This is a genomic window from Paenibacillus anseongensis (genome assembly GCF_009757995.1).
Classification (GTDB): domain Bacteria; phylum Bacillota; class Bacilli; order Paenibacillales; family NBRC-103111; genus Paenibacillus_E; species Paenibacillus_E chondroitinus.
On record NZ_WSEM01000008.1, the window covers coordinates 108,223 to 120,919 of the forward strand.

Sequence of the window (12,697 nt, forward strand, 5' to 3'; positions counted from 1 at the left end):
TTGGGCAAGCCTTAAAAAGGGAAAAAGTACCGCTAATTCGCTCATTTCTGCCACTCTCAAGCTAATAGGTGGAAATTATGCAGCTAATTCCTCAAGTTTCTTCAGAATTGAGGCGAATCGTCTGCAATAGCTGCACAATTTCCAGTTATTTCATCAAAGCCCCACTCCGCGCCATTTGTAACAGTAGAAATTCCAGTTACTCCGCCAACGAACACCAATAAGGGGAAGCCAAGCTTGCCCCTAAGCCTTAACGCGAGCTACCTGCTTTCGTATATACAACAAAAGACGCCTCCAATTAGAAGACGTCTTCTTCAAGCTATTTCAATTCCGCAATAAGCCTATCCACATCACCAGACGGCGTAGGGATGGTTTCATAAACTTTAACGGATACATGGGACTGAATCTGGTCTTGCGTAAGGTTGCTGAAGGTCAGCATTTGAGAACCGTTGACCAAACGATTTGCCCCGGTGAAAGGAAATGAATTCGAGCCCAGCGAACGTCCTGATGCATCCACCAATTCAAACTTCAACTTGGAAAAGGCACTATCCAGGACCACTTCGGATTCCCGCTGCATGTCCATATCCAAACTCAATTTATAAGTGTATGCAAATCCAGTGGTCCCCATCGCAGTCAATTGCGATAACGTCCAACTCTTCAAGTTTAGCTTGAATGGAAACAACCAGATGTTGTTATGATCATTCTCACTCTGAACATTTACAGGATAGCTGGCAATTGTAGATTTGTAGGCAGAATTTGATAACACTTCTTGTACATTCAATTGAAACTGTTCACTTTGCTCCGTGGTTGGAAGGGTGAAGCCGTAGCTAACGACGATTCCTGTCCCTGGCGCGATATCTGCTGCGCTTACAGTCTGGCGCTTTCCTGCGTACGCGTTGCCATCTTTCCCAGCTAATTCCGCTCCAAAAGCCGGCACCGGAATAGGTTTATCGCTTTTATTGAAAAGCTTAAATTTAGCTACTCCCGTTTTATTTCCTGTTTCTTCGTTATCTGTGACATGCAGCTCTTCCAGTGAAATATTTAAATTCGGATTAATGAAATCATTCCTTGGCGTGAATGCGATCGGCGTGCCAAAAACATAGCTACCTGTTGCTGTTCCTGAAACGTTACCTTCGTTCGCAGGGAGTCTGAATCCTAGGCGCCCTGTGAAATATTGAACCGGAACAGTCTGACCTTGTTTCAAGAAACTCTCAGGCGAAAGCACATAGAAGGCTTCCAGTGTCGTATTCGTATCGGTTGTAATCGCAAAATGAATGGACTTCTTGGCTCCTGCATCAAGACGAATTGGTGTCTCTTCCACCCTTTTGCCGATGAAGGATTGCCCCTCCGATTTCCCGCTCAAGGTGAAATCCGGTATGGTTTCCGCATAGCTTCCCACATTTTCGGCTTGAATTTCCACGATATAGCTCGGTGTTTGGCCCGTAAACTGCTTAGACAGCTTCACCGCAGAATATTTCAAATCGGAATGGATGCCAGGAAGGGAGAATCTTGCGCCCCAAGAGCCTAACCGGGAGGGATCGTCTATTTTGGCATCCTGACCACGCCATATGATAGAGCTGATAGTAGCATTGGCTAGTACCCTTTCTACTTTAGGGTACACTTTTTGATCGACATCTACCCAAAGAAGATTCGTCAACTGGACATCCTTATTCACACCGATGTCTGCCATATAGCTTAAAGTCACATTCCCCTGCGGGGGTATGGAACGAGTATTGCTTGCGCTCGCTTGAAGGGTATAAACGGTCCCTTCCCCCGTTTGGATACGAAGCTCATAATCTGGAATTCGGTTTGTTGATCCGGAAGTGTTAGTTAATGTAAGGACCACTCCGACTCTCCAGCCATCTGCCGATTTTTCTTGGGTAACACTTTTCACTTGAGCCTGCGTATTTTCCGTCAGATTGTACGCTTTCATCTCTTCTACGGGAAGCTCAGCTACAGCCGGTGTCACAGGGACATACAGGCGCTTAGCTTCATAAGAAGAGGTAACTAACAGTTCCCGAATGGCTGGTGTCATTCCTCCGAACTTACCGTCCGTTTGATTCCCCATCAAATTCATTTGCACAGCCAGAGCGACATACCCCTTAGCCCAGCTGGATACCGTGCTATCATTCGTTGCTGCATCCGGTTTCACTTCAGCCTCTTTATTCAAACCCCGGATCAAGAATGCGGCTAATTGCTCTTTGGTTACCTCACCAGCGGGATTATAAGTGCCTTCACCAAACCCATCCGTCAGATTGGCTTTTTTCAATGCTTCAATATATGGAAGTGCATAGCCGTTAGCCGGATCCGCAGCGCTCACATCGCTAAAGCTGGAAGTGCTGCTTGAGGTGTCCACCTTCAAGTTGAAAATCATGGCAGCAGCTTTCGCGAACTGGGCACGGTTCATTTTATCATGGAGACCAAATACCCCCTCACTCACACCATCAAAAATCCCTGCGGCAATCATGGTATCAAATTTAGCTTTCGTACCTGCATCCAATTGGCCCAAATCATTGAAATCTACAGAGGATTTAGGCGAAGCGGCACCTTGCGCAGCCGCAGATAACAGGGTAGAGGCCATGCACGCGCTGATTATAACAGTTAAACTCTTTTTCATTGACTTGTGCCTCCCGATGAATTCTTTCATGCTGTTACTCTTTTATTTCAACTGGTGTTTTTCTCTTAATAAAAAATAAAACGAAAGGAATACATATAAAGGCCGGTATGGCTGAAATATAAAAGGTATCTGCGATAGACCTGACATAAGCTTCTTTCTGCATGAAACCGGCAAGGTAAGAACTCGCTGCACCGGCAGCCGTTGCCCTATCTACCGCCCAAGCATAAATCTCCCCGGTGAGTGCAGATACGGTGTTATTTGCCATAACGGAATCCACAGCTACACTTTCCGAAATGTGCTGATAATGCACGATTTGACGGTTGCCCATGATAGCGGTAAATATCGCAATGCCTAGCGAACCCGCTACCTGCCTTAGAACGTTGGAAAGCGGCGAAGCGTTACTAATTTGTTCCGGAGCTACTGCGTTCATTCCGGCAGAGGTTAGCGGCATCAGGCAAACACCAATGCCAATCCCTCGGATCGTTAATAGGGCATTCAGCCAATGATTCGGCGTATCAGCCGTCAACAGATGCAATTCCGCCGTCGTGATCCCGAGTACAGCCAGACCGGCAATACAGATGGGAACAACCCCGAATTTCTCAACCAGCTTCCCGCTAATCGCCATCATCACCGCCATGGCAATCGATTGCGGCATCAAGAGGATTCCCGTCTGCATGGCATTAAGCCCTTGAATACTTTGCAAATACACAGGGGCTAAAAATGTTCCGCCCATCATGGCCATCATGACCAAACTGCCTGAGATAACGCTAATCGTAAACTTAACATTTTTGAATAAATTCAAGTCCAGAACAGGCTGCTTGGCTCCTAGCTCCACCCAAATTAAGAGCATTAAACTGCAGATAGCAACAAATAGCAGGCTGACAATGAACAACGAAGTCCAACCTTCGGACTGCCCTTTGCTTAATGCCAGCAGCAAGCTCCCGAAGAACATCATGGACAAGATAGCCCCTGGCGTATCAAATTTTAATCCTGTTGTGCGAGGTGATTCCTTCATAAGTATCTTGCCCAGCACGACAGCCAGAATTCCGATCGGCACATTGATGAAGAACAGGAGCCTCCAGCTGAAATTCTGGATCAAATACCCGCCGAAAGTCGGCCCGAGCGCGGGTGCCACCATGGCTGCAATCCCCCATAGTCCCATGGCCGTACCTGTCTTTTCTTTCGGGAACGTGGTGAAAATAATCGACATCCCGACAGGCATGATGAAGCCGCCCGCGAACCCTTGAATAATTCGAAATATAATCATGGTATTGGCACTCCACGCCAAACCGCATAATACAGAAAATATCGTAAACCCAGCTACAGAGTAGATAAACAAATTCTTATTGCCGAATCTTCCGCCCAAATATCCACTCATCGGAATGACCATGGCGGAAGCCAGCGTATATCCCGTAATAATCCACTGCATGGTCGTGAGATCCGAGCCGAATACGGCAACGAATTTATTCATGGCTACGTTCATTAAGCTGCTGTTCAATACAGCGACAAACGTACCTGTGACGATTGCAACCAGCGACAGCCACATCTGGCCATTGCCTTCTGATTTATGTTGTGTAACCACCGATTCATCAGCCATTGTAGCGCCTCCTATTCGGCTTTGACCTTCGTGCCTTCAGCCAAATTATCGGCAGGCTTCACGATGATTTGTTGATTGGCTTTGATCTTATCGTTAGGCATCACGTAGAGCCAATCCTGGTTTTTCTCTTCTGTTTTCACTTCAACGAGATGCGCTGTGCTGCCCTCTGCAGTGAACAGATATTCTTTTTGGTCCTTTTTGACCACTGCGCTCTTCGGCACTTCCAGACGACTCATCTGTGCAGCATTCAGCTGGACTTCCGCCACCATGCCGGCAAATAACAAACCGTCTTTGTTATCGACTTTTACTTTAACAGGAAAGGTGTTGCTGTTGGTATTGGCTACCGGGCTGACGAATGAAATCACGCCTTGAAAACTTTTATCCGGCACATTCTGTACCTTCACTGCTACGGCCATGCCTTCTTTCACCTGAGTAATCTGGCTATCCATCACACTAAGCTCTACTTGGACTTGATCCATATTAACAAGTGAGAGGATCTGCACCCCGGCCTGTGCCAACTCGCCTGGCGAAATGCCTTTTTTCACAATGACTCCGTCGATGGGAGCCGTAATTGTCGCATTGCTCAGCCCGCTATTCGCAAGCTCAAGCGTAGCATTCAATCGCTCAACATCCGCTTGGAGCGCTTTAATCGTATTTTCTGTCGGGCCCACTTTGGCTAGCTCCAGCTTGGCTTCGGCCCCTCTCAATTGGGCTTCGGCAGATTTCTGTGCGCCTAAAGCCTGCTCGTAACCGGCTTTTGCCTTTTCATAGTCGAGCGTCCCTTTATCTAAATCATCTTGCGATACACTGGAACTGCTCTCGAACGCATTACGAAGACGATTATAACTGCTCGTAGCAAGATCCAAGCCTGCTTTAGCTTGCTCTACGGCCGCTGTTGTCTGTTGGTAAGCCCCACCCGCTGCAAGAATAGAACTCTGGAGTCCTGTAATTTCTTGTGTACGGGCACCCGCTTGCGTATCAGCCAGCTTAGCCTGAGCTGCGGTGGAAGAATATTCGGCTTGTTTAACCTGTTGGGTCAACTCGCTGGTCTCCAACTGAACAAGCACATCCCCCTTTTTCACCTTGCTGCCCTCTTGCACGCGAACTTCGGCTACTTTACCGGACGCCTTCGAAACGATATTAATGCTCTGATCAGGAATGATTTTGCCATTCAGGCCAGCCGTTGCTCCTTGCCCCAGCTTGATGACTTGAACAGGAACGCCTGACGCTCCAGATTCTTCGGCTTCAATCGCCCCACATGCAGGTAGAACAGTGAGGGTAGCAAGCACGAAAACAGCGGGAACTATTAGTTGATTTAGTCGATTCATTTGAACTGGCTCCTCTTTGTTTAATTGCTCTTCAAGTGAATTTTGATGGTTGTGCTGATTCCCGGCAATAGGTCAAGCCCTTGATTGTCTTCAATCGATATTTTGATAGGAATACGCTGAGTGACCTTAGTGAAATTCCCGCTTGTGTTCGTTGAAGGCAGCAGTGAGAAGGTCGATGCGGTAGCTTTGCTTATTTCTTTTACCTTCCCCGTTAAGACCTTGCCTGGGAAATTATCCAGTTTAATATCAACTTTCTGTCCTTCATGAATCTTATTGATGGCCGTTTCCTCTATATTGGCTGACACAAATAGCTTGGTAGGGTCTACAATCATCGCGACAGCCTGGCCGACTGACGCCACTTCGCCGGTCTTAATCAAAGTCTTGATCACCGTGCCTTCGATCGGAGATCTTAATGCCGCTTGATCCAGGCTGCTCGTGGCCAAATTGTTACTATCCTGTTGTCCGACAATCTGATCGGCCAGCACATGCGCACCTTCATCGACCTGCAGGGACGTCACTTTCCCCGTAATACGTGGCATCACTTTATAGACATCGCCGGCCAGTCGGGAATCCTCGGTCGAGATGAAGTTCTGTCCTTCATACCAGAAATACCCGGCAATACTGCCTCCGCCAAGAACGATAACGGTTAAAATGACATTAAGCATAATTTTTCGTTTCATGTTTTCTCCTCTTTCTTATTTTCCGTTTAACACTTGTTTTTAACATTCGTTTTTAACAAACGTTAAACTCTATGGTCGTTATTATATGACCTCGGGATTAGAGCCGTCAATGAAAATTTTTCCGACAATCGATTTCCCAAAAATGAAATAACCCGCACTCCTTTTTAGGGAACACAGGCGTTTGACTATTGTGATATTCTCCTATAAAATTCGTTAGAACAGGTGTTGCTAACAACTGTTATACGGAGGTGCAGTTGAATCCTACATGAACAAACAAGAAATCGATGTTAAACAAAAAATTATCATATCTGCCAAAAAGCTGTTCTCCGAACAAGGTTATGAAGGGACAAGCGTCAGAAAGATTTGTGACGAGGCCGGTGTATCATTGCCGTTGGTTTCGTATCATTTCGGAGGCAAGGAAAACGTATTTCTGGCTATTCTTGAACCGCTTGAGAAACTGCCCTTTTCTGCCGAAACCGGGGACCCCAAGCAAGATTTGCAGAAATATCTAGAGGTTATGATTGCTTTTTATCAACAAGATCGGGAAATTTCATTAATTGTTAGACAAGAACTAGCCATGAATAGCACAAGAGCGGACAAAATCATTACGTTTATTCAAAACTCTACAAATAAATTAAAGAGTATTCTTGAGAACGGACGGGATCAAGGCGTTTTTCAATTTGAATCCATATCGAATGCTTTGCGTTTCATCCTTGGATGCATGAGCATGATTTCGGTCTCCAATACGGGGATGCTCGAAGTGATTCTTGGAGAAAAAGAGCTCGGCGACTATCCGATTGAGAAAGAAGTCATTGAATTTATTTACAAGGGAATTCGAAGTTAATAGCTGAAACTACAACGAGGAGCCTCTCCCATCTGTCAGGGTAAGGGGCTTTTTGTGCGCAATGAAAAAGGAAAAAGCTGCTCTTTGTCCAATTCTTTTAATATGCATCTTACGTGGTGGTTTAGGAGGGTATATGGCAAAGGATTTAGATATTTCTCAACCCGAACTGTTCGCTCAAGTATTTGAATATTCTCCAATTGGCATGGCCTTACTATCGACGCAAGGAAGATGGCTGCAAGTGAATGCTTCGTTATGTCGATTCACCGGTTACACGGAATCAGACTTCCTTGCCATGACGATTCAAGACATCATGCATACAGATGATTTAGAGAGGGATCCATTTCTAGATGGCAAAAAGGATAATTTCCAAATGGAGAAACGTTTTATCCACAAAAACGGATTCACCATATGGGTATTATTGGCGATTCATTGCATGAGGGACGAAAACGGGCAGCCCTTATATTTCATAGCCCAAACGAAGGACATTACAGAAAGAAAGTTAGCTGAAGAGGCTCTTAAAGCAAAAACCGAGCAATTGGAGTCGTTTATTGAAAATAATGCGGATGCCATTCTAATTTTTAATAACGAAGGTTTTGTTCAACGAGTAAATGAGGCATTTGTCCATATTTTCGGGTGGTCGAAGGAAGAAGTCATTGGCGTTGAATTACATCTCCTCCCCTTCATTCCTCCTGAATGTTCAGAGGAGTTCAAGCATAGCCGTGAGCAAGTACAGACCGGGCGGTCCGTCAATGGTGTCGAAACGAAACGGTTGCATAAAAATGGGAATCTGGTGAACGTGTTATTAACCGCTTCGCCTATTCTTGACGGGAAAGGGAAACAGATAGGTTGGTCCGTTATCTTCAGGGATATTACAGAGTGGAAAATTGCCCAAGAACACCTTCAAAATTCCGAGAAATTATCCGTAGCCGGACAGTTAGCCGCTGGTATCGCTCATGAAATCAGGAATCCCATTACCTCCATTAAAGGGTTCATTCAATTGATGAAATCAGGGTTTGGAGATAAACCCGTCTATTTCGATATCATGACGTCCGAAATCGAGCGGATTGAATTGATTCTTAGCGAACTGTTAATCCTGGCGAAGCCGCAAACGATTAAATTTGAGAGAAAAGATATTCGGGTGCTGCTGAGCCAGGTTATGACACTTTTGGATTCACAAGCGATCCTGAACAACGTTGAATTTCTGGCTGAATTCAAGCCGGGAGCGACGCATCTTTACTGCGATGAAAATCAGTTGAAGCAAGTTTTTATCAATTTTATCAAAAATTCCATTGAATCCATGCGTGATGGCGGTAAAATAACGCTTGAAGTCAGTAGTGAAAATGATCAAGAGATGATGATTCGTCTAGCTGACCAAGGCTGCGGAATTCCCAAAGAAGCTCTCTCCAAGCTAGGTCAACCTTTTTATACAACCAAAGAAAATGGAACCGGCCTGGGCTTTATGGTAAGCAAAAAAATCATAGAAAATCACGCCGGTAAAATCAAAGTCGATAGTGAAGTCAACAAAGGCACGCTTATTGAAATAATGCTGCCTTTCTCCAGTTAAATGAATCCAGGAAGCAAAAGACCGCCTCATACCCGTGAGCCGGTCTTTTTCAATGGACTATTCCTTATTTCTGATCTTCGGACCGTATAAATCGCTTCGTTACTTTCATCAACATGAACCCGACCCCTAAACCAATTGGCGCACAAATCATAGGAAGCCATATCGGGCCTAGCAGCACATTTTTTATACGGAATGTTGTGGAATACATCACACCGACCGTAACCAAGTAGGCAGAGAAAGCGAACGGTATATACATGAATGGCCTTTTTTCACCAATCGCATCGCGATAAGCGTCCCACATAGCAAAGAAATAGAGACAAGGATAAAACATTAGCCATTGATAATTGGTTAGCTGCGCTGCTTCCTCCATTTTCCCTTGAAAACTTAACATGATAGCTGTATTAAAATTGGATTGGACATTGATTAATATTTCTAATCCAATGAAAAGAACGCCTTTTGCAATCTTGCCATCCAAAAGTTGAGGGAATCCTGGCAGTGCAATGCTCCATAAAATTTTCTCAAGTTCATCTTTTGTCATAGGGGTCTCTTCTTTATTTGTTTTTACTGCCTGATCAGTTGTTTGCGGTCCTCCATTTGCGGCGGTTCCTCCAACCAACCATGTTTAATCATCAGCTTAATGCCATCGTGGGTATAGACATAGATATCCTTGGCGATTAATCCTGCCTTTAAATTCAAATCATTTCGCAGCGTAAAAATAGTGCCAAAACTGCTGCTGACCATGCCGAACGTATTGAGAAGGTGAATGCAAAACATCATCAGTTTCTCCGAAAATGGGGCCATCGTAGAAGTTGTAACGGTACTCCCGGAAGTAGCCGAGAACTGGATATTGCTTTGGAGGAGGATATCTTCAAAGATTGTAATTTGTTTCTTTGCAAGTTCCATGCCCTTCACAAAATATTCCTTTACCTCCGGTGTATTCGCACATTGGGCAAAGCCTGAAATGAGCTGCAACCCTACATTGTTTGTCTCAATCCCATGATGCAGAATGCCGACTTCGATAGTATTTAAAGCCCTTTTATCCCCAAAAAGATTGAATCCGCTTAAATAATCTTTGCTCTCAATAAACTCATTTGCGATAGGCATCGTCACTTTGGGCGGCGTGGTGAGAATCCCTTTTTTCAGCAAATATTCGGTCGATCTTTTGTAGATATTCTGAGTAATGACGGTTAACCCCTCATAAATATCCATCACCTCGCCTTGGTAGGACATATTTAAATTGAGGGTATACATGCCCATGCTTATTTCTTTCAAAATGCGAAGGAACATGATATCAAATCCATTGTCATACAGTTTCGGCGCCTCTAAATTGACATCCCCTTTGGTAAAACCAACAGGTACGACAATGCCTTGATTTTCAAACAATTTGGTAATTTTATTCACATAATGATCGAGATCCTGCCATAAGCCACCCATAATATTTCTTGCTTCATGATCTTCTGTTTTCGCTATGAAGTAATCCAACACTCGAAGAATGAGCGTCTTTTGCTGATAGGTAAGCCAAAGTGTCCCGAGCTCTGATGAGCTTATGGAGTCTGCTTGCTTTATCATAATGTCATCTCCAATTAAAGAGCAGTCCTGTGGAGCTCTCTATTCATCTTATTTTCTTTTTGTTCCTAGTATTAAAATTGATGACCAATTCCCGATCGACGTTAAAATGGAGCACGTTGCTCTGAGTCAGGTCAACGAATCCTTTTACCAGAATTGCAATGGGAACTAATACGATGAACGACTGCCAATAGGACCATCTCATAAGCTGATACATACCGAGGGACACGAAAATGGGCTCACCGATAAACGAAATGACTAGCGAAGCCACTACGCCAGCAATCATAAATGACTTCCAGCTGGAAAACCTCTGATACAAATAGGCAAAAATACAGGGTACCACAAAGAAGTCGACGGCATTTAAGTTCTCAGTAAATGGGATTAGCTGATGCGGGTAGCGCCACAAGTCGAAAAACTTGCCGATTTGGTCGACAGCCCCGACAATAATAAATGCCGTCATGAAGGCTAATACGGTGCTAAGTGTCCTTTTACGATCCATAGCGATCAGCAGCAGCACAAAAACTACCAGATTAACAATGACGATAACCCACCACTGGAATGAAAAAACGTCTTGTTGCAGCCAGTAATCGAACTCCATTCGGCTCTCTTTAACGTTTAATTCCTCTATTTCATTAGGCATATCTTTCTCCCTGTTCGCTACAAACTTAAATTCTTGTTCTTTATTATTAAACAGGAAGTCAAAAATATGTATCGTTGGGAAATGTTATTTTGGCCAAATAAAACTTTTCATGCTCTTATGCGCTTCATGTCTTGTCTAGGCGGAAAGCCAAACATGCGAGCATATTCGCGGCTGAATGTGTATGGTTCATGGCGTGCTATGGAGGAATTGTATCGCGAAGGAAAGGTGTTCCATTTACATAATTTCCCCAGTAATGATCCATGCTATGAACAATCAGATTACTGTGAGGACACTATGATCATTTCCCTGTATGTTTCCCTATGTTGGGTTCTTGTAGCAACTTCGATAGCTTTGAAAAGTAAATTCTCCAACCGGGAGTTTTCAATTATTTATTTACTCGTTGCTTTTATAGATACCAATTTATATTACTTGTTTGGTGAGACATTTCATGTTTTCGAAATTTCCAAAAACCCATGGAACTATGTTTCCTTTTCACTGATTCAAAGCATTATCATTCCGCTTTTTATAGCGATCATGATTAATCTTTGGCGATTGGCTAGCAGTGTCCCTGCTAAAGTTGGTGTACAGGTTGGTGCCATTATTTTTATTGTGGGGATGGAGACTCTCAGTTTTCTTTTGAAAATTGTTATTTACAGTGACCTAACCGTATTATGCTGGCTTATTGCGTACAGACTTGTTTTGTTCTACTTGCAATTCGTGACAATTCGTTTCTTCAGGAGGATGTGCAGTCATTCATGAAAGGTACTATTCCCTTTGTAGAAAAAGCCTTTGATCTTAATGATTGGTTCGTCATTGGCTGCATTGCCCTATCCTATCTGATCATCTATCTCCTGCCAAAACGTTTTACTGGATCTGTAACTTTGTTACTATTTCTATTTAGCTCAACAATGGCCTGTATGCTGGATAACTCGATTGGCGGTCACATTTTTGATTTGTATGACATCATGGATGGACCTGCCTACACGGTGATGGATTTTGCTGTTTATTTTCTTTACGCACCATTCGGGTATTTCTTTATCTATTTCTATGATCGTTTTCAATTTAAAGGGATTACAACTGTAGGTTATATTTTACTGTGTTCGTGTATGTCCATAGGTTTCGAGTGGTTATGCACGCTAGTCGGTGTGTTTCATTACAAGGATTCTTACGGAATTCATTATTCTTTCGTTATTTATTTGCTTTTTCAAAGCGCCACCCTGTCATTTTATCATTTTATTCGAAGGGAGACCCCTGACCCTGATCACGAAAATGATGAAAGGCCAAAAAGCCCGAGGAAATAAAACCCCAGGCTTTTGGCTGCCTATTTTAGATCGAAAAACCTTTCATTAACGGCATAATAAATGAAATGGCACCCATGCCAAGTTTCATAAAGCTGCCTATGTTGCTAAACAAACCGCCAGATCCGCCTGCGCCTTTGGCAGCACCTTGACCAAGCCCTCCCAGTAATCCGCCACCTGTGGAACCTCCTCCAAATAAACCGCCAAGTCCTCCGCCACCAAGAAGCCCTAGTATGTTGCCTAAACCGCCAAAACTGGATATATGTGCTTTAGTTCTAACTTTATTTCGTGGAATCTTCTTGTCGCCTTTAAATCCTTGAAGGATAACTTGACTAACCTGCACTTCTTTCAGAACGCCATAATAGACAGAACCATCTTTGAGTACTACGCATACCGGTGTTCCTAGACTGGCTGCTGCTTGCGCGGCGATCGTTGGCGAAGATGCCGTTCGTCCTTTCTGTCCAGCAATCACGCGGCCGTGCTTTCTTGTGGGGTGATAATGAGTTTTCATGCTGCTCGCACATCCTTTTCATGGTATCCCTATCTTGTCATCATATGTTGAGAAG

12 protein-coding genes are annotated in these 12,697 nt (G+C 44.1%); 4 read left to right on the top strand and 8 right to left on the bottom strand.

The window, feature by feature from the left end; translation table 11 throughout:
* Window positions 1-316: 316 nt before the first annotated feature.
* From GON05_RS08390 to GON05_RS08405, 4 genes are read right to left on the bottom strand one after another with little or no spacing between them, the layout of a single operon-like run.
* Complete coding sequence (locus GON05_RS08390; protein ID WP_157318698.1) at window positions 317-2,614, bottom strand: S-layer homology domain-containing protein; 2,298 nt, start codon at window positions 2,612-2,614, stop codon at window positions 317-319.
* Window positions 2,615-2,648: 34 nt separating this feature from the next.
* Complete coding sequence (locus tag GON05_RS08395) at window positions 2,649-4,211, bottom strand: DHA2 family efflux MFS transporter permease subunit (RefSeq protein ID WP_157318699.1); 1,563 nt, start codon at window positions 4,209-4,211, stop codon at window positions 2,649-2,651.
* Window positions 4,212-4,222: 11 nt separating this feature from the next.
* Entirely contained in the window at window positions 4,223-5,539 is a 1,317-nt protein-coding gene (locus tag GON05_RS08400) for an efflux RND transporter periplasmic adaptor subunit (RefSeq protein WP_157318701.1), read from the bottom strand.
* A 20-nt stretch (window positions 5,540-5,559) separates the two neighbouring features.
* The gene (locus tag GON05_RS08405) at window positions 5,560-6,219 is read right to left on the bottom strand and encodes an HlyD family secretion protein (protein WP_157318703.1); all 660 of its coding nucleotides are present in this window, start codon (window positions 6,217-6,219) and stop codon (window positions 5,560-5,562) included.
* Between the two features lie 265 nt (window positions 6,220-6,484).
* Between GON05_RS08405 and GON05_RS08410 the strand changes: the two genes are divergently transcribed.
* On the top strand, window positions 6,485-7,063 hold the full coding sequence (locus GON05_RS08410; protein WP_157318704.1) for a TetR/AcrR family transcriptional regulator: 579 nt from the start codon (window positions 6,485-6,487) through the stop codon (window positions 7,061-7,063).
* Between the two features lie 133 nt (window positions 7,064-7,196).
* Window positions 7,197-8,627: a PAS domain-containing sensor histidine kinase gene (locus GON05_RS08415; protein ID WP_181646221.1), complete on the top strand. Its 1,431-nt coding sequence runs from the start codon at window positions 7,197-7,199 to the stop codon at window positions 8,625-8,627.
* Window positions 8,628-8,691: 64 nt separating this feature from the next.
* On the opposite strand, the gene GON05_RS08420 is transcribed toward GON05_RS08415, so the two are convergent.
* From GON05_RS08420 to GON05_RS08430, 3 genes are read right to left on the bottom strand one after another with little or no spacing between them, the layout of a single operon-like run.
* Window positions 8,692-9,165: a hypothetical protein gene (locus GON05_RS08420; protein WP_157318707.1), complete on the bottom strand. Its 474-nt coding sequence runs from the start codon at window positions 9,163-9,165 to the stop codon at window positions 8,692-8,694.
* Between the two features lie 23 nt (window positions 9,166-9,188).
* Window positions 9,189-10,196: a DUF3231 family protein gene (locus tag GON05_RS08425; protein ID WP_157318708.1), complete on the bottom strand. Its 1,008-nt coding sequence runs from the start codon at window positions 10,194-10,196 to the stop codon at window positions 9,189-9,191.
* Window positions 10,197-10,239: 43 nt separating this feature from the next.
* Complete coding sequence (locus GON05_RS08430) at window positions 10,240-10,833, bottom strand: CBO0543 family protein (RefSeq protein WP_157318710.1); 594 nt, start codon at window positions 10,831-10,833, stop codon at window positions 10,240-10,242.
* 66 nt (window positions 10,834-10,899) lie between these two features.
* Here GON05_RS08430 and GON05_RS08435 point away from each other — a divergent pair, with 66 nt between their 5' ends.
* Entirely contained in the window at window positions 10,900-11,592 is a 693-nt protein-coding gene (locus tag GON05_RS08435; protein WP_157318711.1) for a hypothetical protein, read from the top strand.
* The gene (locus GON05_RS08440) at window positions 11,589-12,134 is read left to right on the top strand and encodes a hypothetical protein (protein WP_157318713.1); all 546 of its coding nucleotides are present in this window, start codon (window positions 11,589-11,591) and stop codon (window positions 12,132-12,134) included. The genes GON05_RS08435 and GON05_RS08440 overlap by 4 nt, the downstream gene beginning before the upstream one ends.
* Window positions 12,135-12,159: 25 nt before the next feature.
* On the opposite strand, the gene GON05_RS08445 is transcribed toward GON05_RS08440, so the two are convergent.
* On the bottom strand, window positions 12,160-12,642 hold the full coding sequence (locus tag GON05_RS08445) for a hypothetical protein (protein ID WP_157318714.1): 483 nt from the start codon (window positions 12,640-12,642) through the stop codon (window positions 12,160-12,162).
* Window positions 12,643-12,697: the final 55 nt, after the last annotated feature.

Excerpts from the sequence above, each read along its gene's own strand:
- GON05_RS08390 (WP_157318698.1), bottom strand. The coding sequence starts at position 2,614 with ATGAAAAAGAGTTTAACTGTTATAATCAGCGCGTGCATGGCCTCTACC.
- GON05_RS08395 (WP_157318699.1), bottom strand. The coding sequence starts at position 4,211 with ATGGCTGATGAATCGGTGGTTACACAACATAAATCAGAAGGCAATGGC.
- GON05_RS08400 (WP_157318701.1), bottom strand. The coding sequence starts at position 5,539 with ATGAATCGACTAAATCAACTAATAGTTCCCGCTGTTTTCGTGCTTGCT.
- GON05_RS08405 (WP_157318703.1), bottom strand. The coding sequence starts at position 6,219 with ATGAAACGAAAAATTATGCTTAATGTCATTTTAACCGTTATCGTTCTT.
- GON05_RS08410 (WP_157318704.1), top strand. The coding sequence starts at position 6,485 with ATGAACAAACAAGAAATCGATGTTAAACAAAAAATTATCATATCTGCC.
- GON05_RS08415 (WP_181646221.1), top strand. The coding sequence starts at position 7,197 with ATGGCAAAGGATTTAGATATTTCTCAACCCGAACTGTTCGCTCAAGTA.
- GON05_RS08420 (WP_157318707.1), bottom strand. The coding sequence starts at position 9,165 with ATGACAAAAGATGAACTTGAGAAAATTTTATGGAGCATTGCACTGCCA.
- GON05_RS08425 (WP_157318708.1), bottom strand. The coding sequence starts at position 10,196 with ATGATAAAGCAAGCAGACTCCATAAGCTCATCAGAGCTCGGGACACTT.
- GON05_RS08430 (WP_157318710.1), bottom strand. The coding sequence starts at position 10,833 with ATGCCTAATGAAATAGAGGAATTAAACGTTAAAGAGAGCCGAATGGAG.
- GON05_RS08435 (WP_157318711.1), top strand. The coding sequence starts at position 10,900 with ATGTATCGTTGGGAAATGTTATTTTGGCCAAATAAAACTTTTCATGCT.
- GON05_RS08440 (WP_157318713.1), top strand. The coding sequence starts at position 11,589 with ATGAAAGGTACTATTCCCTTTGTAGAAAAAGCCTTTGATCTTAATGAT.
- GON05_RS08445 (WP_157318714.1), bottom strand. The coding sequence starts at position 12,642 with ATGAAAACTCATTATCACCCCACAAGAAAGCACGGCCGCGTGATTGCT.